We start from the raw sequence: 19,645 nt of genomic DNA, 5'->3' as shown, positions 1-19,645 counted from the left end.
CGTGGGGCTTGACGCCGCACGCCGGCTTGCGTAGAAGGCAGTTGCGCGCCCGGATGGGTATCCCCTTCCGGCGCAAATCATTTTAACCGACGATTCGAAACGGAACCGAGATCATGGCACGACGTTGCGCCTTCACCGGCAAGGGTGTCCTGAGCGGCAACAATGTTAGCCACGCCAACAACAAGACCCGGCGTCGCTTTCTGCCGAACCTGCAGGCAACCTCACTTTACAGTGATGCGCTGGGGCAAATGGTGCCTCTGCGCCTGGCAACCTCCTCCATCCGCACCATCGAGCACAAGGGCGGCCTCGACGCCTATCTGCTGGGTACGCCGAACGGCAAGCTCGGCCAGGAGGCCCAACAGCTCAAGCGCCGTATTGCCCGTGCGGCAGCCAGCGCGGAGAGTGCCGCCAGTTAAGCGCCTGGTAAAAAGACGGTTTTGTCATGAAGGCCCGCCATCACGGCGGGCCTTTTTGCGTCTGCGCGAGCTATGGTGGGATCAACAGACGGTTTCATGCTACACTGCGTTTCTCCGCGTTCACGAGTCCGAGAAGGAGGTGCGCGATGAAGTCTCCGATCTACAAGACCATTCCTCTTGGCCCGGCCGAAGGTTCGGGCTATGGCCGCCGCAGTGTGCTGAAGGGCCTGGCTGCGGCCCCGTTGGCCTCTGGCCTCGCCAACGTGCTTGCCAACCCCAAGCTCGCCCGCGCCGCGGCGGAAACCCTTGAGGAAGTACAGCTTACCCTGTCCAACGGCGACACGGTGAGTGCATCCCTTGCCCGGCCTGCGGACACGCCGGCCCAGGCCGTTCTGCTGATCCACGAATGGTGGGGCCTGAACGACCAGATCAAGACCATGGCCGCGGAGTTCGCCGAGCAGGGTTACCTTGCGCTGGCCGTCGACCTTTACGGCGGCGAGGTCGCCGAGGCCGGTAATCGCGAGAAGGCACGCGAACTGACCCAGGAGCTCGATCCAGAAGTGGCCACTGAAACCCTGGTCGCCTGGATCGACTGGTTGAGGGACCACGATGACAGCACCGGCAAGGTGGCCACTGTCGGCTGGTGCTTCGGTGGTGCCTGGTCGCTCAATGCCTCCATCGCCACTCCGGTGGATGCCACGGTCATCTACTACGGACGCGTGGATCGTTCTGTCGAGGACCTGAAGAAACTGAAGGGGCCGGTGCTCGGCCACTTCGGCCGCCAGGACGAGGCCATCACCGCGGAGATGGTGGAGACCTTCGCCAGTCGCATGGACGAGGCGGGCAAGGACCTCACGCTCTACTGGTACGATGCCGGCCATGCTTTCGCCAATCCGACCGGCGCCCGCTATGACGAGGAGGACGCCGCAACGGCCTGGGACCGCACGCTGGTGTTCCTGAAGGCGCAGTTGCGCGAGTGATCGCAGAGCCTCAGCGGACCAGCAGCTCGAAGGAGGCTGCGTCCTGCCAGAGGAAGGTTCCATCCGGCTGGCGCACCATCTCCGGGAAATGGCCCGGCACGATGCGATCGGCGATGGCGAGGATGCGTTCGATGCTCCGGGTGCCCGCCTCCAGGGTGTCGAAGGCCATGTCGCAGCGCCGGCCCACCACCTCCTTGGGGTACTTGATGGCATCGCCGGCGATCACCACGCGGCCCTTGTCCGGTGTATCCAGGTCCAGGGCATAGGATCCTGGTGTGTGCCCCGGCACTGCCAGGGTCCGCACGCCCGGGAACAGGTCCGGCTCGCCGTCCAGAAGCTCGAGGTTGAAACCCTCCAGCTGCATGCGGATCATCTTCGGGATGAACGCGTCCCTCTCGTGCGGGGCTGCAGCGTAATCCCATTCCCGTTGACTGACAAAGACCTTGGCTTCGGGAAACAGGTCGATGTTCAGGCTGTGGTCGAAATGCAGGTGCGAGAGGAAGACGAAGGGAATGTCCGCGGGCGCCAGGTCCCGCGCCGCCAGGGCGGCCAGCAGGCCCTCGCGGTTCACGAAATGCCCGACATCGAACAGCATCGGGCCCTGGGCTGTGTGGATCAGGCTGACGTTCGCCAGGCCCAGGAAGCCTTCCCGGAGGCGCAGGTTGTTGCCCTGCAGGATAATCTCGTAGTCCGCCGTCACGGGGTTTTCCTTTCCTCTCTTGTATGATGACGCCGCGCGCATCAGCGCCGGAAAGTCTCGCCGAAGCCGGCAAGGGCCTCAAGGGTGCGCTGGGCAAATTTGCCGTTCCTTGACACTTTGTCGTTGAATTATGATGATCATGCCGAAACTTAAGGCTATCGCATCAACGCGTTCGCCAATACAACGATCAAGACAATCCAGGCATCAGGGAGTATCAACATCATGACGACCAAGACGATCCTGTCCCGTCTCGCGACCGGCGCCGCCGCCATGGGCCTCGGGCTTACCATGACTGCCGGCGTGGCCGCCGCCGAGAACTGGGACATGCCGACGCCCTACCCCGAGGGCAACTTTCACACCCAGAACATCATCCAGTTCGCCGAGGACGTCGAGGAAGCCACCGACGGTGAGCTGACCATCACGGTGCATTCCAACGGCTCCCTGATCGAGCACCCGGAGATCAAGAACGCCGTGCGCGGCGGACAGGTCCAGGCCGGCGAATTCCTGCTGTCGCTGCTGGCCAACGAGAATGCCATCTTCCAGATTGATTCCGTGCCCTTCCTGGCCACCAGCTATGAAGAGGCCGGCAAGCTCTGGGAGGTCTCCCGCGAGAAGACCGAAGAGCTCCTCGCCCAGCAGAACCTCAAGGTGCTCTATGCCGTGGCCTGGCCGCCGCAGGGCATCTACACCACCGAGAAGCTGCAGACCATCGACGACCTGAGCGGCACCAGCTTCCGCAGCTACAACAACACCACCGAGCGCCTGGCCCAGCTGGCCGGGGCCGTGCCGACCCAGGTCGAGGTGCCGGATCTGGCACAGGCCTTCTCCACCGGCCGCGTCGACGCCATGATCACCTCGCCGTCCACCGGCGTGAACGTGAAGGCCTGGGACTTCCTGGACTACTACGCCGATACCCGTGCCTGGCTGCCGAAGAACATCATCGTGGTGAACCAGGATGCCTTCGACGCCCTGTCGCCCGAGGTGCAGGAGGCCGTCATGGAAGCCGCCGGCGAGGCCGAGGCCCGTGGCTGGGAGATGTCCATGGAAGAGACGAAGACCCAGACGGAAGTCCTCGCCGAGAACGGCATCGAGGTCTACGAGCCGAGCGAGGAGCTTCGTGATTCCCTGCTCGAGATCGGCGAGACCATGTCTGCCGAATGGGCCGAGCGCGCCGGCGAAGAGGGCCAGAAGATCCTGGACGCCTTCCTCGCCAACTGACCCGGGGTCAAGCTTCATGACCAAACGGGCGTGCCGGCCGGATCCACGCCGGTCGGCATGCCCGTGGTCATGTGGTGTTCTCTGGCATCCCACGCCTCCCGTAGGAAACGCAGGCGATGCGCTCTTATCTTGACCACCTCTACCGTATCAGTGGTTATATCGCGGCTTTCTTCCTGTTCGCGATTTTCTCCGTAGTCATAATCCAGGTCGCCCTCGGCCTGATCGACGAGATCCTGCTGGTGCTGATCGGCAAGGCCTTTGGCCTGCAGATTTCCGGCTATGCGCGCTTTTCCGGCTATTTCCTGGCGGCTGCCACCTTCTTTGCGCTCGCCCACACCTTCAAGGAAGGCAGCCACATTCGCGTCAGCCTCGTGGTCCAGCACCTGCCCGAAGGCCTGCGGCGCTGGGTCGAGGTCTGGTGCTGCGCCGTTGCCGCCGTTCTGTCTGGCTACTTCACGCTGCAGATGGCCTCCCTGGTTCATGATTCCTACCGCTTCAACGATGTCTCAAGCGGCTTGATCGCTGTCCCGCTATGGATTCCCCAAACATCGATGGTGATCGGTCTGGTGATCCTGACCCTGGCCCTCGTTGACGAAACGCTGCGCGTTCTCCTTGGTCAGCGGCCCAGCTATGCCGATGCCGAGGGACTGCTGGACCAGACGTCGGACGAGACATCCGACCTCACGCATCGCTAGCTCAGGACAGGCCCCATGGATCAGCTGATACTCTCCGGCGTTCTGGTCATCGCCCTTCTGAGCCTGCTGGCCAGCGGTGTCTGGGTTGCCTTCTCCCTGCTGGCGGTCGGCTATCTCGCCATCGAGCTCTTCACCTCGGTGCCGGTTGGACAGGCGCTTGCCACCAATGCCTGGAGCGCGTCGACGAAGTGGTCGCTGGCGGCCCTGCCCATGTTCATCTGGATGGGCGAGATCCTCTTTCGCTCGCGCCTGTCCGAGGACCTTTTCGGCGGCCTATCCCCCTGGATGGCGCGCCTGCCGGGCCGGCTCATGCATGTGAACATCCTGGGCTGCAGCATCTTCGCCGCCGTTTCCGGCTCCTCCGCCGCCACGGCGGCCACCATCGGCAAGATGTCCCTGCCGGAATTGAAGAAGCGCGGCTACGACGAGCAGATGATGATCGGGACCCTGGCCGGGTCCGGCACGCTGGGCCTGCTGATTCCGCCCTCGATCATCCTGATCGTCTATGGCGTGGCCATCGAGGAATCCATCTCGCGCCTGTTCATTGCCGGCATCCTGCCCGGCATCATGCTGGTCAGCCTCTTCATGGGCTACGTGATGCTGTGGTCGGCGCTCAACCCGTCCCGCACACCGCCTGCGGAACCGCGCATCCCGCTCAGGGAGCGCCTGAAGGCCTCGCGCCGCCTGATCCCCGTCCTGATGATCATTGTCGGCGTGATCGCCTCGATCTACTTCGGGGTGGCCAGCCCGACGGACGCGGCCTCGCTCGGCGTGCTCTTCTCGCTGCTGCTCTCGTGGTTCTCCGGCAGCCTGACCTGGAAGACCTTCCTGGACGGTCTGCTGGGCGCGACCCGCACCTCCTGCATGATCGCCTTCATCCTGGCCGGGGCGGCCTTCCTCTCGGTGGCCATGGGCTTCACCGGCATTCCCCGCGAACTGGCCAGCTGGATCGCCTCGCTGAATCTCTCGCCCTACGCGCTGATCGCGGCGCTCACGGTCTTCTTCGTGGTGCTGGGCTGTTTCCTGGACGGCATTTCCATCGTCGTACTGACCACCGCGGTCATCCTGCCGATGATCGACGCGGCGGGTCTGGACCGCATCTGGTTCGGCATCTACGTGGTGCTGGTGGTGGAGATGAGCCAGATCACCCCGCCGGTGGGCTTCAACCTCTTCGTCCTCCAGGGGCTGACGGGCCGTAACATCTTCAAGGTGGCGCTGGCCGCCTTGCCGTTCTTCCTGATCCTGATGCTCTCGGTGGTGCTGGTGGTCGTCTTCCCGGAAATCGCCACTTGGCTGCCCCAGCAGATGAACTGAACGGACTCGACCGGCAGGCCGGGTGAGGGCTGGCACATTGGCGTGGCCGCGCCCATGTGATAGGCAGCTCGCCCTGACTCTTCACAAACGACGGCTGGACATGACCCCGGAAACCCAAGATCCCGAACTGCTCGAAGACCTGATCCGCAAGGCCCGCACCGCCGGTGCCGACAGTGCCGATGCACTGGTCGCCCGGTCCACCGCCCTCAGCCATGCCCAGCGCATGGGCGAGCTAGAGCAGCTGGAGCGCGAGGAAAGCCAGGATGTCGGCCTGCGTGTCTTCATCGGCAAGCGCCAGGCCATCGTTTCCTCCACCGATCTGGGCGCCAAGGCCCTGGACGAGCTGGTCGAGCGGGCCGTGGCCATGGCCCGGGCGGTTCCGGAGGATCCCTACTGCGGCCTGGCCGAGCCGGAGCAGCTGACCCGCGAGATTCCCGACGTGGAGTCCTGCGACCCCGTGGAACCCAGCCCCGAGGACCTGATCGAGCGCGCCCGTCTGTGCGAGGAAGCGGCGCGTTCCGTCGAGGGGGTCACCAATTCCGAAGGCGCCGAGGCCGGCTGGGGCATGACCCGCGTGTCGCTGGCCGCCAGCAACGGCTTCACCGGCAGCTACCGCGTCTCCAGCCATTCCGTGGGCGTATCCGTCCTGGCCGGCGAGGGCCTGGACATGCAGCGCGACTACGACTTCTCCAGCAAGGTCTTCGCCGGCGACCTGGAGGACCCCGCCGTGGTTGGACGCCGCGCCGGAGAGCGCGCGGTCAACCGCCTGAACCCGGTCAAGCCGAAGACCGGGCGGGTGCCCATTGTCTACGAGTCGCGCGTCGCCAACAGCCTGCTGCGCCACTTCCTGGGTGCCATCTCGGGGCCGTCCATTGCCCGCGGCACCTCCTTCCTGAAGGACCGCATGGGCGAACCGGTGTTCGCCGAGGGCCTTCGCGTCATCGACGATCCGCATCGCAAGCGCGGCCTGCGCTCGCGCCCCTTCGACAGTGAGGGCCTGCCGACGAAGACCCGGAACCTGATCGAGGACGGGCGCCTGACCACCTGGCTGCTGGACCTGGCCTCGGCCCGCCAGCTGGACCTGGAGCCGACCGGCCACGCCAGTCGCGGCGTCTCCGGGCCGCCGGGCCCCTCGCCCAGCAATGTCTACCTGGAACCCGGCCGGCAGTCTCCGGAAGAGATGATCGCCGACATCGAGGAGGGCTTCTACGTCACCGAGATGATCGGCATGGGCGTCAACGGCGTCACCGGCGACTACAGCCGCGGTGCCTCCGGCTATTGGATCAAGGACGGCAAGCTGACCCACCCGGTCAGCGAGGCCACCATCGCCGGCAACCTGAAGACCATGTTCGCCAACATGACCCCGGCCAGCGATCTGAAGATGATCTATGGCATCGACGCCCCCACGCTGCGCGTCGACGGCATGACAGTGGCCGGCTCCTGAGGAGTATGCGCCATGGCCCTCGCCCTGAGCGCCGAGGAACAGGCCGTCGCCGACGGTCGTGACGGGCCCGGGGCGGCCATGGCCCTGCGCATCCTGGCAGAAAGCGCCCGTTTGCTGGGGGCCGAACGTCTCATTCCCATCGCCTCCAGCCACATCGACGGCTGCCTCTATCATGGCGACAGCGGCGTCGCCTTTGCCGAGAGGCTGGTGGAGGGCGGCGCACGGGTCGCGGTCCCGACGACCCTCAACGTCGGCGCCCTGGACCTGATGCGTCCCGAACAGATCCGCCTCGATGCCCATGAACGCGACATGGCCCTGCGCCTCATGCGCGCCCACGAGGCCCTGGGCTGTCGGCCCACCTGGACCTGCGCCCCGTACCAGGCCGGCCACCGCCCGGCCCCGGGCATAGACGTGGCCTGGGGCGAGAGCAATGCCGTGGCCTTCGTGAACTCGGTGCTCGGTGCCCGCAGCAACCGTTACGGCGATTTCCTCGACCTCTGCTGCGCCATCACCGGTCGGGCGCCGGCCACCGGCCTGCACCTGGCCGAGAACCGCAAGGCCACGCTGCTGGTCGACACCTCGGCCATACCCGACCCGCTGAAGGCCCTGGATGTCTTCTATCCCGTGCTCGGGGCCTGGTACGGCCGGGCGGTGGGCGAGGCCATCGGCGTCATCGACGGCCTGCCGCCGGATCTGTCCGAGGACAGCCTGAAGGCCTTTGCCGCCGCGGCCGCCTCCAGCGGCTCGGTGGCGCTGTTCCATGCCGCCGGCCTGACCCCCGAGGCGCCGGATGCCGAGATGGCACTCGGCGGCGCGCCGCCGCAGGCCATCCTGCGCCCGACGCCCGAGGACCTGCTTGCCGCCCGGGACAGCCTCTCGACCGTGGACTCGCAGCAGCTGGATGCCATCGCCGTGGGCAGTCCGCATTTTTCGAATTCCGAATTCAAACAGCTCCTGCACCTTCTGGACGGCCGGGAAAGCCGCGTTCCCTTCTATGCCTGCACGGGTCGGCACGTGATCGAGCAGCTGCAGGCCGAGGGCCTTCTGCAGTCCCTCGAGACGGCGGGAATCCGCATCGTGGCGGACACCTGTGTGGTGGTCACGCCCATCCTGGAGGGCTTCGACGGCGTCCTGATGACCAACTCCGGCAAGTTCGCGCACTATGCGCCCGGCAACACCGGCTATGGCGTGATCTACGGCAGCCTCTCCGACTGCGTGGAAAGCGCTGTGAGCGGCCGCGTCCGGCGCGACGAATCCCTCTGGAGCGCGTGAGCCATGGACGTGTCGGGCGAGGTGCTCATTGCCGGCGAGGCCGAGGGACCGCTCCTGATCCTCTCCGAACCGCTCAGCTTCTGGGGCGGCGTCGATCCGGCCAGCGGCGAGATCATCGCGGCGCGCCATCCCCAGTGCGGTGCGCAGATCGCCGGCCGGCTGCTAGTCCTGCCGCGGCCCATCGGCTCGTCCTCATCCTCCTCGGTGCTGCTGGAACTGATCGCCGGCGGAAAGGCTCCCGCCGGCCTCGTTCTCGGGCAGAAGGACGCCATCCTCCTGCTCGGCAGCATCGTCGGCCGGGAGCTCGGCCATCGCCCGGTCCCGGCACTGCTGCTGGAGGAAAGCACTCTCGCCATGCTTCCGGCCGAGGGGTCGGCCCGGATTGCCACGGACGGCAGACTGTATATCTCAGCGTTCTGAAAGTCGCGTCAGCTGGTCAGGGCGGGCAGGAACTCGCGCTCCACAAGGCCGTGCAGCTGCCGGACATAACCGCTGGCGCCCGAAACGCGCGTGACGTCCGAGGTGATCACCACGGTCAGGGCCAGCTCGGGACAGACATAGATCATCTGCCCGCCATAGCCCCAGGCGTAATAGACCTCGCGTCCCTGCATGGGGCGAATGAACCATCCGTAGCCGTAGCGATCCCCTGTCCAGCGCGAACGGCCCCGGCGCTGCCAGGAGGTCTCGACCCAGGACTCCGCAAAGACCCGTTCGCCGTCGAGGCGCCCGCCCAAGCGGTAGAGTTCGCCGAGCTGCAGCATCGCCCGCGGCGACAGCGCCATGTTGTTGCCGCCGAAATAGATCCCTTGGGGATCCTGCTGCCAGGCGGGAATGGCGATGTCGAGCGGCTGGCCCAGCCAGGAGCGGGCCAGCTCCAGCGTGCTGCGCCCGCTGGCGCGCGTCAGGATGGCGGAGAGCAGGTGCGAGTTGCCGGTGGAATAGCGCATCTCGCCGCCCGGCTCGCCCTCGAAGGGCCGGGTGAGCGCATGGCGCACCCAGTTCGGGCTGGTCACCCAGCGTCCGTAGTGCTGCCCCGAGGTGCGCTGCAGTCCAGCGCGCATGGACAGCAGGTGGCCGATGGTCACCTGCTCCAGGCGCGGATCCGCCTCGTCGGGCACCAGTTCGCCCAGCAGCGGCACGATGGACTGCTCCGGTCCCGCCAGCACACCGCGCTGGATCGCCGCGCCTACCAGCGCCGCGATCACCGTCTTGGCCACCGACTTGACGTTGACCGTCCGCTCCAGCGCCGGCCCGCGGAAGGCCTGCTCGACCAGCGGCCGGCCCTCCTGCGCCACGATCAGGCCGTGCAGCCGTTCGAAGTCACGTGCCGCCTGGATGGCCGACCCCAGGCCCGTCGACTGGGCACGGACATGCTGCCGAGGCCCGGCAGGCAGTATCGATAGGGCCCCGGCCGCCAGGCCCAGCTTCAGGAGGTGTCGTCTGCTTGCATCCATCCGCATGGATTTGGCGCGCCGTGCAGGACAATCAAGCAGCCGCGCACGGAAAGTGCGCAACGATTGAAATGACGCCGCCGCAAGGAACGGGAAGGCGGGCAGGCCACAAAGGGCTATCCTGCCTTCGACCATGCAACACAGCACAGCGGAACGCCAGGATGACACATCACCCGATGACACCGAAGGCCTGGGGCCTGCTGCTGGCCCTGTCCCTGCTGTGGGGCGGCTCTTTCTTCTTCGTGGGCGTGGCGGTGAAAGTCCTGCCGCCGCTGACGATCGTCGCCCTGCGCGTCGGTCTCGCCGCAACGGCCCTGTGGGGATTCTGCCTCCTGCGCGGCATCGGCGTGCCCCGGAGCCCGGCAATCTGGCGCGCCTTCCTGGTCATGGGGCTCATCAACAACGCCATTCCCTTCTCGCTGATCGTCTGGGGACAGGTGCAGATCGCCTCGGGCCTGGCCTCCATCCTCAATGCCACGACACCGCTGTTCACCGTGGTGCTGGCCGGCCTCTTCCTTGCGGACGAACGGATGAGCCTGCGAAAGTTCGCCGGCGTCGTGGTCGGCTTCACCGGCACCGTCGTGATGATCGGGCCCGCCCTTCTCACGGGACGCGAAGCCACCGCACTGGCCCAGGCGGCCGTCCTTGCGGCGGCGCTCTCCTATGCCTTCGCCACGGTGTTCGGACGGCGTTTCAAGACCCTGGGCGTTCACCCCGTCATGACGGCAACCGGCCAGGTCACTCTCTCCTCGCTGATGCTGGTGCCTCTAGCGCTGGTGCTCGAGCGGCCCTTCACCCTGCCGATGCCACCGCCGGAGGTCTGGCTTTCGATCCTCAGGCTGGCGCTGCTCTCCACGGCGCTCGCCTACATCCTATACTTCCGGATTCTCTCCCTGGCCGGCGCGACAAACCTGGCCCTGGTCACCTTCCTGATTCCGGTCTCGGCGATCCTGCTGGGGGCCGTCATCCTGAGCGAGCGCCTGGCGCCCCAGCATTTCGCGGGCATGGGATTGATCGCACTGGGCCTAGTTATCATCGACGGGCGGCTCCCCCGCAGGCTCTTGCATGCCTTGCATCAGCGCAGCTTCTGGCCGACCCCGCCCGAGAAAGGCTGAGCCACGGCATGGTCACCCGGGATGTTCCAAACGGGTGAACCATGGTTCTCTCCTTATCGTCCGTTAAGTGGGACGTGGAGGACAAGAGGAGGCCAGAGAACAATACTCCGAAGGAACATTCTGGCCTGTGATCCCGCCATTGTTGTCCGGCTCATGCCGGCTTATGGCGTAGCCTCCAGGATCATGTTGAACGGGCCTTCAGTGGCCCGTCGCACCTGGCCGAACCCGCCAGCCTTTATCACGTCGCTCAATCGCTTCTCCCCGGCTTGGGCACCAAGCGCGGCGCCAACTTCCTGGTCGAGAGATGTCGGCACGCAGATCATCGTCGAAGCCGCGTAGAACAATCGTCCGACCGGATTCAGATTCTCCTCGACAGTGTTGCCGGACAAGGGCTCCACAATCATCCAGGTCCCGTCGGGCTTCAGCCTCTTCTTGATGTGCTCGGCCGCACCCCGGGGATCCCCCATGTCATGCAGGCAATCAAAACACGTCACGAGATCGAGATCCGACTCAGAGAAATCCTTGGCCAGTCCCACTTCGAAGCGCGTATTGTCCGTGACGCCATGCTCCCGGGCATGAGCTGAAGCCGCTTCGATCGAACTCTCATGGAAATCATAGCCCACGAATGTCGAATTCGGGAAAGCCTCGGCCATCAGTATTGTCGAGATCCCATGACCGCAACCCACATCCGCAACCCTGGCTCCACGCTCCAGCTTTTCGACAACCCCATCCAGTGACGGCAGCCAGTCATTGACAAGACTGTTCACATATCCCGGACGGAAGAAGCGAGCCACGGCGCAGAAAAGGCAGCTGGCCTGATCGCTCCAGCCAACTCCTGCGCCACTGCGAAATGCGGATTGCACCTTCTGTTGGTTGTCGAGCATTGCCGCCATCGTGTCGAACGCCCCAATCAGATAGACGGGACTGTCCTTCACGGCGAAAATCATGGCCTGCTCAGGTGAAAGCGAGAACCTGTCGCTCTCTCTGTCATAGGTCAGGTAATTGGCCGCCGCCTGGCCACAAAGCCATTCACGCAAATAGCGTTCGGAACAGCCTGTGGCCGCGGCAAGCTCTTGGGAATTCATCGCCCCTTCTTCATGCAATACCTTGTAGAGACCAAGCTCGTCGCCGATACGCACCAAGGGCACTGTGAAGGCCCCACCAAGATCAGTCAGCATCTGGCCGACAAGTTCATTGAGCTTATCTTCGTTGATCGCTGTCATGTCCAACCTCCTTTCACTCGGCTTCGAGGGGGAGAGGTCCTTCACAGGTCCATAACACCGCGGCGCGCTCACCCCCAGTTGATCCGGCAGGCGGCTTGGGTCATCCAAGCCCTGCCGTCGCCAGGAACGCGTGCCCGGGATCAGGGATCCCTAGAGTCGACCGGGAATTCCGGACCGGAGGGTCTGTGGTGGTATCGGGTTGCCGTCGCATTCATGACGCCCTCACAAGGCGTCTTCCGTATCAATTGTTCGCTGTGAGCGGATCAATGATCTGGGGAATTTCGACTATTCGAGATAGCGGAATGCCGCTTATCTCGGAATGGCGTATGATTATGTCTTCGTTCTCCGCCAGATAGATACAGAACGCCTTATCGCCGGCGATGTAGCTGTGTTGCCATTGTATGGCTTCATCAAGCGATTCCAGCGCCTGGTTCGCCGCGCGTGCTGCGCCACAAAGTTCCGTCAACGACATGTCACCGATTCCCGGTATATCGCGTTCGACAAGATAGCGTCTGAGATACTTCATCGGAGTTTCCCTTCGCTAAATCCGCATCGTGCCAACCTGATGCGGCCTGCGCGACGCAAGTTTTCTTTTGCCGAAGAAAGGAAGGCTTTTGTACACTTGCTAACTACCTTTCCTGATAAAGGTACGCTTTCGTCATGTCCGGTGTCACTCATCTCAAGGCTCTCCAGGCAGTTGAGATGGCGATCCGCACCGGGTCGCTGAAGGCTGCGGGTGACGAGCTCGGCATCACGCCAGCGGCGGTGGGGCAGCGTATCCGTGCGCTTGAAGACTATCTAGATACAGAACTGCTGTTGCGCGGACGAGCGCGGATTGCGCCGACGGCAGAACTGAACCATGCGCTTCCCGATCTCCAGACCGCCTTTGCGGCGATGGAACGTGTAAGCGAGACGCTCGATTTTCAGCGCTCTGCCGAAATCCACATGGTTGCGGATCCGGACTGGGCCGAGTTGTGGCTGTTGCCCCGTCTTTCGGCGTACCGGGAAAGAAATCCCAACATCTCGTTCTGTATCAACGGGGAGGGCGACGTACCTCTGCGGCTTGGGGCCGCGGACATCCACGTTGATACCAACGAAGCAAACACGCAAAGCGACACTGACGAGGTTCTCTACACGGACCGCCTGTTGCCAGTCGGCTCGCGAGAGAACACGGCCAGGATTGCGGATTCGCCCTCGGAGACCCGGCTGGACGGCTTCCCCTTGTTGCATCTGCATTCGCGGGAAGGGCATTCATTCCGTCCCGGTTGGGCGGAATGGATCGCAACTTTTGGCCATCGCAGCACTGACCCGAACAGGGGCATGCGTTACTGGCACATGCGCCACGCCTTGAATGGGGTCCGGTCAAATGCCGGGCTGCTGATCTGCAACCTGTCATTTGTGCTCCACGACCTCGCCGAGGACAAGATCCAATTGCCATTTCCTGTAAAGGAAAGCCTATCCGCCCCGGAGCCCTATCGCATGCATATTCGCCCGGAAGCTTTGCGCCGGCCTCAGATCCGCCATTTCTGCGAATGGCTTCGCCATCAGGCACAAGAAACCTCGGCCCGGATAGCTGACATGACACACTGATCGTGCAAGATGCTTGAACCGGGATTTACCGAGAGATGCCAATCCCGCCTTCTGCGGGCAAGGCACGAAGGAAGAAGCTCAGGAACAGACGCCGGGGGGGGGCGCCTCGTATAAGGGGCACGGCGAGAGAGGAAGCTATGATTATCCGGAACGAGCGACGCGATGACGTCGAGACCATATCGCGGCTCGTGACGGAGGCGTTCCAAGGCGCCGCGCATTCCGATGGGAACGAGGCGGACATCGTTGCCGGACTCCGCCGCGCGGGAGCCCTTGCCGTCTCCCTCGTTGCTGAAGAGGCCGATGATCTCGTGGGACACATCGCCTTCTCGCCGGTGCGTATCGGGCCGTCCGATACGGGTTGGTTCGGTCTGGGGCCAATCTCAGTCCGGCCGGACCGTCAGGAACAGGGCATTGGTGCCGCGCTCGTTCGCGCGGGCCTGGCACGGCTCGAGGCAAACGGCGGGGCCGGATGCGTCCTGTTGGGGGATCCCGGCTACTACGCCCGTTTCGGCTTCCGGTCCGACCCGGAGCTCGTGATGGAGGGGGTTCCCCCCGACTTCTTTCTTGTGCTGCCGCTTGCCGGTCCCGTGCCCAGAGGAACGGCCAGCTATCACCCGGCATTCTTTCCCGGCTGAGACGACGCGTCAGGAGTCCTCCGTCCGCCGGCGCACCGCCAGGTAGGTGATGTCGTCGGACTGCTCGGCCTCGCCGACGAAGCTCTCAAGGTCCTCCATCACGCCACCGACCCACTCGATGACGCCGCTCTCACATTGCAAACGTTCCGCCACCGCCTGCAGCCGGGATTCGCCATAGGCCTCCTCGTCCGTGTTGAAGGCCTCGGTGATGCCGTCCGTGAACACGAAGAGCGTCTCCCCCGGCCCGACCTCGATGGACTCGTGCGTGAAGCTCACATCGTCCATCACCGCCAGGGCCATGTCGCCGGTCGTGGGCAGGTAGCGTCCCGCACCCTCCTTGCCCACCAGCAGGGGCGGGTTGTGGCCCGCGTTCACGTAGTCGAGCCGACCCGTGCGCGTGTTGAAGATGCCGTAGAACAGGGTCACGAAGAGCATCTGCTCGTTCTCGCTGGCCAGCAGGTCGTTGACGCTCTTCACGCAGCGGGCCGGGTCGCGCTCGTAGCGCGCGGTGGCCCGCAGCAGGGTGCGCGAGATCGCCATGAACAGCGCGGCGGGCACGCCCTTGCCGGAGACGTCCCCCACCATCAGGGCATAGGTGTCCTCGGACAGCTGGAAGAAATCGAAGAAGTCGCCACCCACTTCCTTCGCCGGTGTCATGCCGCCCTGCACCTCGGCCCCCGCGAGCACGGGAAAATCCGTGGGCACCAGAGCCAGCTGCACCTGCCGCGCGATATCCAGTTCCTGCTGGATCCCGGCCAGCTTGGTCTTGGTGATCAGTGCATCGCGCAGTTCGGCGATCAGGTCGTTCAGGCGCTGGTGCTGCTCCGTCACACGCCGCGAGAGCAGCTGCAGGACATTGGCCAGGAAGACCAGGTCATGATCCTTGGCGGCGCTGTCGGCCAGCCCTTCGGCCCCCTCGGCCTGCTGCGCGCTCTCGAGAAGGCCCATGATCTCGTCGCGCGCATCGGAGTCCAGTGCACCGGCCAGGTCCTGCAGGCGCGTGCGGATCAGGCGCTCCTGCCGGCGTCGCTGCCGTTCGCGCTGCAGGCGCAGGTCGCTCAGGCTCTGCAGACTGCTCCGCAGCTGCCGGATGGCCAGGCCGATGCGATCGATCTCGTCGCCGCGGGGCGCGGACTCCCCGGATTGCTGCTCCTGACGCCCCAGCGCATTGAGGGTGTCGATCGCCCGTTCCAACGGCCGGAACGAGCTGCGCAGGTAGAGATGCAGCCCCAGCGCCGTCAGCAGCAGGAAGCCCAGGCCAGCCGCCAGGGTGACGCGGTCGATCGTCTGCAGCCGGGACAGCGGACCCGTCGCGTCGCGGATCGTCACCAACAGCCCGGCCGTGCCCTCGCTCAGGTCCTGCACCGGCACTCCGCTCACGGAATAGAGGCGCTCGTCGTCCTCCATCGTTTCCATGCTGGTGCTGCGCAGGGCCGGTTTCGGCTCGAGCCGCTCCCAGAGTTCAGGGGCGCTGCCCACCACCATGCGGCCGCGCGGGTTCACCAGGTAGGCCGGCGCTTCCATGGCCTCGGAGAAGGACTCGAGCAGGGAGCCGGCATCGCTGCCCAGCGTGACCACCAGGGAATCCCCTGACGCCCCGCCTGCCGGCGCGCGCAACGGGAAGGCATGCACCACGAGGAAGCGGTCTCCCCGATCCTGCCAGAGGCCACTCAGCGAGGTGCCGTCAGCCACTTCGGCCAGACTCGTCAGGTCCAGGGTCCGGGCCGTGTCGATCCCGGTCCTGCTCGAATAGACCAGCTCGCCATCGGCGTTCGTGATCTCCAGAACGTCCGGGGCAAGCTCGCTGTCCGAAACAAGCCGGCGCATGGCACTGCCGATGGCGGCCCGCGCCCTTTCCTCAACCGCTCGCGCCAGACCCCGATCGGACCGGATCGGCGTCTCCAGGGTGGCCAGAGCGGTGCTTTCGCCGGTTACCAGCTGCTGCCACAGGGCCTTCTGGCCCGTTACGGCCACCTCGGTGAAGCGCTCTTCCGTCTCCCGTTCCCGCAGATCGGAGGCCAGGAGCAGGCCCAGCGCCAGGATCACCAGCCCGAGCAGGAAGATCAGCGAGATCCGTGTACGCAACAGCATCAGAACCCGCCTCCTGCGGCGGAAAGGCCGCCCATCGAAACCGAGTCGGAACGGAAGCGGCAGCCTTCTTCCACCGGCGTCATGATCGCCGAAACCGGGGCCGAAAGGCTTTCATCGAAATCGATGGCGCGCAGGCCGGCCGCCTGCTGGCGCACCAGGAAGCAGCGGGTGTTCACATGGGTCTTCAGCTCCTGCAGAGCCGCCAGCGTCAGATCGCTCGGCAGGCCCGAGGGGGCGGGGCTGTCCTGAGCGAAGTCCCCAGAGGAAATGCGTTCCATATCCGCAATCAGATCCGCTTCCGCAACCCTCAAGGGGCGCCAGGCGAACAGCCAGCACCCCAGGGCCGCCAGCAGAGAGGCCAGCGCAGCGGCCAACCCTGCCGTCAGGCCGAGCGGCCCGACAACCTGGGCCAGTTGTCCCGGCTGGCGCGCCAGGCGCAGGCTCCCCGCTACACGACCGTTCTCGGCTTGCAGGGTCAGGGTCATTACCCGGCCGTTCTCCAGGGCCTGCGCATCGCCGGCGCGGGCCAGCACCTCGCCGTCGCTTGCGACCTCGGCGGCCACCACCACAGGCAGGCGCGCACGGGTTTCATCCAGATAACTCTCGAGATCGGGAATTTCCTCCAGCGGCACGCCATAGGAAAGGGCGCGTCCGATCTCTCGCGTCATGACATCGCCCATGGCGCGCTGGGCCGCCTCGCGTTCGCTGGCGAGTTCCCGTTCCATGTGCTGCAGGCCCAGCCAGACGACCGGAAGACTGGCCAGCAACACCAGCAGGAAGACCAGCAGGGGCGCCACGAGTCGCCGCCCCAGGCGCCCGGAGAGATGGTCGCGAAGCCGATTGTCAAAGGCCATTCTCGACCTCCTCCAGGCGCCGACCGGCGTCGTCCAGGCGCTCCACGACCCGCGTGCCATTCCGATGCGCAGCGACCGCACCCGCTTCCAGTTGCGTGGCAGTGTCCCCGCCGCTGTTCTCGCCGCGCAGGCAGGCGGCCGCCCTGTGGAACCGGCCGCCCTCCCGGCGCGCCAGCACCACGGCAAGCGCTGCCGCCAGCAGCAGCGCCAGCGGCACGATCCAGAGCCCGTGCAGGATCAGCGCCTGTTTCAGACCGGATTCCCGTGCTTCGAGTTCCTGGGACGAGGTCACGCTGACGATCTGCGCCACGGTCTCCCCCAGGTCGTTGCGGATCGGCAGGCCCAGCAGGGTTTCCCCGCGGCTGCTGTAGGTCCAGCGTTCTTCCGCTCCGGCCCCCTCCGCGGCCGCCAGCCAGGCCTCCGGCACCGGCTCGCCGATCACGCCGCGATCCGTGCTGTAGAGCGAGGTGCCCTCCGGCGTGAAGATGTCGAGGGCCAGCAGGGTCGAGTCGTTGCGCTTGGCCTCCTCGATCAGGTCCTGGGCCGGCGTGATCTCGTCGATGGGAAAGCCCAGCTGCAGGTTGGCTTCGATGTCGGCGCGCAGATTGTCCAGCTGGAACTCCAGCCGGGCTTCCTGCTGGCTGCGGGCTTCCCGGGACAGCAGGGTCTGGGTTACCGCGAAGACTGCAGCCAAGCCCAGCAACACCGACAGAACGAGGACAAGTCCCTGGCGCAGTTCAAGTCGCATGCTGCTCCTCGGGTCCCCTTGGGACGTTTGTCCGTCTGTGCCGGCCGGATCGAATCATGCCTGCCCTGTTCCCCATCTTGTCCTTCAATGCTCGAACTGCAGCACCAGATTGGCGCGGCCCTTCCGCTCGAACGCACGTACGCGATCGGCTAGGCGTGTGATCATCATCGAGGAGACCTGCATCATGCCGGCGTCCAGGGCCGAATCGTCCTCATCCTCCAGCAACGCGTCCAGATCCACCTGCCCTCCCTGACCCAGGTCGAGCTTTCTGCCTTCATAGGACAGGGCGCAGACCACGTCGACCTCATCGAAGCGAACCGTCAAAGTCACGGGCCCTTCGATAAGCTCTGCGCCCTGCAGTGTCTCCATGGCTTCACCGATTGCCAGGCCGGCACGCCGGATGACCTCTTCCCGCGCGCCCCAGATCTTGCCGTGATGCTCCAGGAACTCCGCAATTTCCGCTCCGGGATGATCGTTTTCCAGTTCCCTGCTCGCCGTCTTCTTGATTCCGATGCGGAACAGCAGGTTCAATCCGATCGCGCAAAGCGACCCTACCATCAAGGCAGAGCCCACGATTGTCTCGCTCCACTCCGGTGCCTGCTCGGTAATACGTGGCAGGATCAACAGCGACAGGCCGACCACGATCGACAGGCCGACGGTGAAGCTGCGCTTCATGTCCAGCATGCGTGAAAAGATCAGCTGCATCCCGGACACGATCAGGAAAGCGGCCGTATAGACCAGGATACCGCCCACCACGGGTTCGGGTGTCAGCACAACCAGTGTGGCAATCGCTGGAATGAAGGCCAGCAGCATCATGATGGCGCCCGTCATGAGGGACACGTAGCGCGACATGACCCCGCTGGCGTGCGCCAGGCCGACATGTGCGCTGGAAGCACCGCCCGAAATCAGGCCCGCGGCACCCAACAGCATGTTCTGGAAACAGTTGGTCATCACCGAACGCGAGACCAGATTCATGTCCGCGCGGCGCCATTTCTTGTGGTTCAGCTTGTCGATGGTCAGACTGACCGCCACCTGGTCCATGGCCCCGAACAGCTCGACGATCAGGTAGGGCAGAATGGCCATGGGCACGAATTCGGGCATCGGCAGACTGATGTTCTGCCAGGGCAGGGCCAGGAGAGGCTGGCCCTCCAGTCGCTCCAGGGCCTGGAAGTCGAACAGGCCCAGCCACAGGCTGAGCAGGCTGCCGATCACGGTCCCGATCAGCACCGCCATGATGCGGAAGCGCATGGACCCCCAGACCGAGGCCGCGATAATGCCGACCAGGGTCCCGATTGCCACAAGGGCCTGGGCGCCGGAGACGCCGGTCCCCTCATTCAGGCCGACGCTGCGCGATACGCCGCTGGACACCAGTTCCATTCCCAGCAGCAGGATGACGACACCGATGACTTCGGGCGGAAAATAGGCACGCAGGCGCGGCAGATAGGGAACCAGGAGCATCAGGATCAGATTGGCGGCAATGACCGCCCCCATCGCGGCCCCCAGGCCGTGGAGACTGACAATCGTGACGTAGGTCGCAAGCGGCACAGGACTGAGAATGCTGACCAGGGGCACGCCGGGCGTAAAGCGGCTGCGCAGTCCCTGCAACACTGTGCCGATCCCCAGGATCAACAGGCTGCTGCTGACGTAGGAAATGGTCTCAGCATACCCCAGACCCAGGGCCGCGGCGGCCAACAGGGCATAGACCATCAGCATCAACACCAGAAGACTGTGCTGGCCGGCAACGGCGAGCAGGACCTTCACCGGCGGCCGGTCCTTCAGGCGATAGATGACTTCCTCCGGCTGGACGCGCTCGGGTTCCGGCGGCGGCGTCAGCACCCATTTCAGGATCGCTGTCATCACGACCCCTTCCCGTCGCAGGGTCGCTTCACCGGCCCGGAC

The 19,645-nt window shown here is 65.0% G+C and carries 19 protein-coding genes; 11 read left to right on the top strand and 8 right to left on the bottom strand.

The window, feature by feature from the left end; translation table 11 throughout:
- The first annotated feature begins 113 nt into the window (after positions 1-113).
- On the top strand, positions 114-416 hold the full coding sequence (rpmB, locus tag ACFOW6_RS13160; protein WP_382422844.1) for a 50S ribosomal protein L28: 303 nt from the start codon (positions 114-116) through the stop codon (positions 414-416).
- A 146-nt stretch (positions 417-562) separates the two neighbouring features.
- Entirely contained in the window at positions 563-1,396 is an 834-nt protein-coding gene (locus ACFOW6_RS13155; protein WP_382422843.1) for a dienelactone hydrolase family protein, read from the top strand.
- Positions 1,397-1,406: 10 nt separating this feature from the next.
- On the opposite strand, the gene ACFOW6_RS13150 is transcribed toward ACFOW6_RS13155, so the two are convergent.
- Complete coding sequence (locus tag ACFOW6_RS13150; protein ID WP_382422842.1) at positions 1,407-2,096, bottom strand: MBL fold metallo-hydrolase; 690 nt, start codon at positions 2,094-2,096, stop codon at positions 1,407-1,409.
- A gap of 222 nt (positions 2,097-2,318) precedes the next feature.
- On the opposite strand from ACFOW6_RS13150, the gene ACFOW6_RS13145 reads away from it, so the two are divergent.
- The 6 genes from ACFOW6_RS13145 to ACFOW6_RS13120 all read left to right on the top strand — a co-directional run bounded on the left by ACFOW6_RS13145 (position 2,319) and on the right by ACFOW6_RS13120 (position 8,459).
- The gene (locus tag ACFOW6_RS13145) at positions 2,319-3,314 is read left to right on the top strand and encodes a TRAP transporter substrate-binding protein (protein ID WP_382422841.1); all 996 of its coding nucleotides are present in this window, start codon (positions 2,319-2,321) and stop codon (positions 3,312-3,314) included.
- A gap of 116 nt (positions 3,315-3,430) precedes the next feature.
- A complete protein-coding gene (locus ACFOW6_RS13140) occupies positions 3,431-4,009 on the top strand; it encodes a TRAP transporter small permease (protein WP_382422840.1) in 579 nt (192 codons plus the stop codon).
- A 15-nt stretch (positions 4,010-4,024) separates the two neighbouring features.
- Positions 4,025-5,323: a TRAP transporter large permease gene (locus tag ACFOW6_RS13135; RefSeq protein ID WP_382422839.1), complete on the top strand. Its 1,299-nt coding sequence runs from the start codon at positions 4,025-4,027 to the stop codon at positions 5,321-5,323.
- A gap of 100 nt (positions 5,324-5,423) precedes the next feature.
- Positions 5,424-6,767 (top strand): TldD/PmbA family protein, encoded by a 1,344-nt coding sequence (locus ACFOW6_RS13130; RefSeq protein WP_382422838.1) that lies wholly within the window; start codon positions 5,424-5,426, stop codon positions 6,765-6,767.
- Between the two features lie 12 nt (positions 6,768-6,779).
- Positions 6,780-8,039, top strand: a complete 1,260-nt coding sequence (locus ACFOW6_RS13125; RefSeq protein WP_382422837.1) for an aconitase X — start codon at positions 6,780-6,782, stop codon at positions 8,037-8,039.
- Between the two features lie 3 nt (positions 8,040-8,042).
- Positions 8,043-8,459 (top strand): aconitase X swivel domain-containing protein, encoded by a 417-nt coding sequence (locus tag ACFOW6_RS13120; protein WP_382422836.1) that lies wholly within the window; start codon positions 8,043-8,045, stop codon positions 8,457-8,459.
- Positions 8,460-8,467: 8 nt separating this feature from the next.
- Here the strand turns inward: ACFOW6_RS13120 and ACFOW6_RS13115 are convergent, their stop codons facing one another.
- A complete protein-coding gene (locus tag ACFOW6_RS13115; RefSeq protein ID WP_382422835.1) occupies positions 8,468-9,499 on the bottom strand; it encodes a serine hydrolase domain-containing protein in 1,032 nt (343 codons plus the stop codon).
- 167 nt (positions 9,500-9,666) lie between these two features.
- On the opposite strand from ACFOW6_RS13115, the gene ACFOW6_RS13110 reads away from it, so the two are divergent.
- On the top strand, positions 9,667-10,605 hold the full coding sequence (locus ACFOW6_RS13110) for a DMT family transporter (RefSeq protein ID WP_382422834.1): 939 nt from the start codon (positions 9,667-9,669) through the stop codon (positions 10,603-10,605).
- A 161-nt stretch (positions 10,606-10,766) separates the two neighbouring features.
- Here the strand turns inward: ACFOW6_RS13110 and ACFOW6_RS13105 are convergent, their stop codons facing one another.
- Both ACFOW6_RS13105 and ACFOW6_RS13100 read right to left on the bottom strand, forming a co-directional pair.
- Entirely contained in the window at positions 10,767-11,828 is a 1,062-nt protein-coding gene (locus tag ACFOW6_RS13105; RefSeq protein WP_382422833.1) for a class I SAM-dependent methyltransferase, read from the bottom strand.
- 241 nt (positions 11,829-12,069) lie between these two features.
- Complete coding sequence (locus ACFOW6_RS13100; RefSeq protein WP_382422832.1) at positions 12,070-12,354, bottom strand: DUF4242 domain-containing protein; 285 nt, start codon at positions 12,352-12,354, stop codon at positions 12,070-12,072.
- A gap of 134 nt (positions 12,355-12,488) precedes the next feature.
- Here ACFOW6_RS13100 and ACFOW6_RS13095 point away from each other — a divergent pair, with 134 nt between their 5' ends.
- Positions 12,489-13,418, top strand: coding sequence for a LysR substrate-binding domain-containing protein (locus ACFOW6_RS13095; protein ID WP_382422831.1), 930 nt, complete (start codon positions 12,489-12,491; stop codon positions 13,416-13,418).
- Between the two features lie 137 nt (positions 13,419-13,555).
- Positions 13,556-14,053, top strand: coding sequence for a GNAT family N-acetyltransferase (locus tag ACFOW6_RS13090; protein ID WP_382422830.1), 498 nt, complete (start codon positions 13,556-13,558; stop codon positions 14,051-14,053).
- A 9-nt stretch (positions 14,054-14,062) separates the two neighbouring features.
- On the opposite strand, the gene ACFOW6_RS13085 is transcribed toward ACFOW6_RS13090, so the two are convergent.
- The 4 genes from ACFOW6_RS13085 to ACFOW6_RS13070 form a co-directional block, all read right to left on the bottom strand.
- On the bottom strand, positions 14,063-16,144 hold the full coding sequence (locus tag ACFOW6_RS13085) for a PP2C family protein-serine/threonine phosphatase (RefSeq protein WP_382422829.1): 2,082 nt from the start codon (positions 16,142-16,144) through the stop codon (positions 14,063-14,065).
- The gene (locus ACFOW6_RS13080) at positions 16,144-16,998 is read right to left on the bottom strand and encodes a hypothetical protein (protein WP_382422828.1); all 855 of its coding nucleotides are present in this window, start codon (positions 16,996-16,998) and stop codon (positions 16,144-16,146) included. Before ACFOW6_RS13080 ends, ACFOW6_RS13085 begins: the two co-directional genes overlap by 1 nt.
- The gene (locus ACFOW6_RS13075) at positions 16,988-17,746 is read right to left on the bottom strand and encodes a hypothetical protein (protein WP_382422827.1); all 759 of its coding nucleotides are present in this window, start codon (positions 17,744-17,746) and stop codon (positions 16,988-16,990) included. The genes ACFOW6_RS13080 and ACFOW6_RS13075 overlap by 11 nt, the downstream gene beginning before the upstream one ends.
- Before the next feature lie 84 nt (positions 17,747-17,830).
- Entirely contained in the window at positions 17,831-19,603 is a 1,773-nt protein-coding gene (locus tag ACFOW6_RS13070) for a uracil-xanthine permease family protein (protein ID WP_382423009.1), read from the bottom strand.
- Positions 19,604-19,645: the final 42 nt, after the last annotated feature.

Source organism: Fodinicurvata halophila, from assembly GCF_042651425.1.
In the GTDB taxonomy this organism is placed as follows: Bacteria; Pseudomonadota; Alphaproteobacteria; order Kiloniellales; family DSM-21159; genus Fodinicurvata; species Fodinicurvata halophila.
Note: the sequence above shows the minus strand (reverse complement) of the source record. Positions and strands in the feature narration are given on the sequence as shown.

Bases quoted from the DNA above. Each gene is read 5' to 3' on its own strand.
- rpmB (WP_382422844.1), top strand. From the start codon at position 114: ATGGCACGACGTTGCGCCTTCACCGGCAAGGGTGTCCTGAGCGGCAAC.
- ACFOW6_RS13155 (WP_382422843.1), top strand. From the start codon at position 563: ATGAAGTCTCCGATCTACAAGACCATTCCTCTTGGCCCGGCCGAAGGT.
- ACFOW6_RS13145 (WP_382422841.1), top strand. From the start codon at position 2,319: ATGACGACCAAGACGATCCTGTCCCGTCTCGCGACCGGCGCCGCCGCC.
- ACFOW6_RS13140 (WP_382422840.1), top strand. From the start codon at position 3,431: ATGCGCTCTTATCTTGACCACCTCTACCGTATCAGTGGTTATATCGCG.
- ACFOW6_RS13135 (WP_382422839.1), top strand. From the start codon at position 4,025: ATGGATCAGCTGATACTCTCCGGCGTTCTGGTCATCGCCCTTCTGAGC.
- ACFOW6_RS13130 (WP_382422838.1), top strand. From the start codon at position 5,424: ATGACCCCGGAAACCCAAGATCCCGAACTGCTCGAAGACCTGATCCGC.
- ACFOW6_RS13125 (WP_382422837.1), top strand. From the start codon at position 6,780: ATGGCCCTCGCCCTGAGCGCCGAGGAACAGGCCGTCGCCGACGGTCGT.
- ACFOW6_RS13120 (WP_382422836.1), top strand. From the start codon at position 8,043: ATGGACGTGTCGGGCGAGGTGCTCATTGCCGGCGAGGCCGAGGGACCG.
- ACFOW6_RS13115 (WP_382422835.1), bottom strand. From the start codon at position 9,499: ATGCGGATGGATGCAAGCAGACGACACCTCCTGAAGCTGGGCCTGGCG.
- ACFOW6_RS13110 (WP_382422834.1), top strand. From the start codon at position 9,667: ATGACACCGAAGGCCTGGGGCCTGCTGCTGGCCCTGTCCCTGCTGTGG.
- ACFOW6_RS13105 (WP_382422833.1), bottom strand. From the start codon at position 11,828: ATGACAGCGATCAACGAAGATAAGCTCAATGAACTTGTCGGCCAGATG.
- ACFOW6_RS13100 (WP_382422832.1), bottom strand. From the start codon at position 12,354: ATGAAGTATCTCAGACGCTATCTTGTCGAACGCGATATACCGGGAATC.
- ACFOW6_RS13095 (WP_382422831.1), top strand. From the start codon at position 12,489: ATGTCCGGTGTCACTCATCTCAAGGCTCTCCAGGCAGTTGAGATGGCG.
- ACFOW6_RS13090 (WP_382422830.1), top strand. From the start codon at position 13,556: ATGATTATCCGGAACGAGCGACGCGATGACGTCGAGACCATATCGCGG.
- ACFOW6_RS13085 (WP_382422829.1), bottom strand. From the start codon at position 16,144: ATGCTGTTGCGTACACGGATCTCGCTGATCTTCCTGCTCGGGCTGGTG.
- ACFOW6_RS13080 (WP_382422828.1), bottom strand. From the start codon at position 16,998: ATGGCCTTTGACAATCGGCTTCGCGACCATCTCTCCGGGCGCCTGGGG.
- ACFOW6_RS13075 (WP_382422827.1), bottom strand. From the start codon at position 17,746: ATGCGACTTGAACTGCGCCAGGGACTTGTCCTCGTTCTGTCGGTGTTG.
- ACFOW6_RS13070 (WP_382423009.1), bottom strand. From the start codon at position 19,603: ATGACAGCGATCCTGAAATGGGTGCTGACGCCGCCGCCGGAACCCGAG.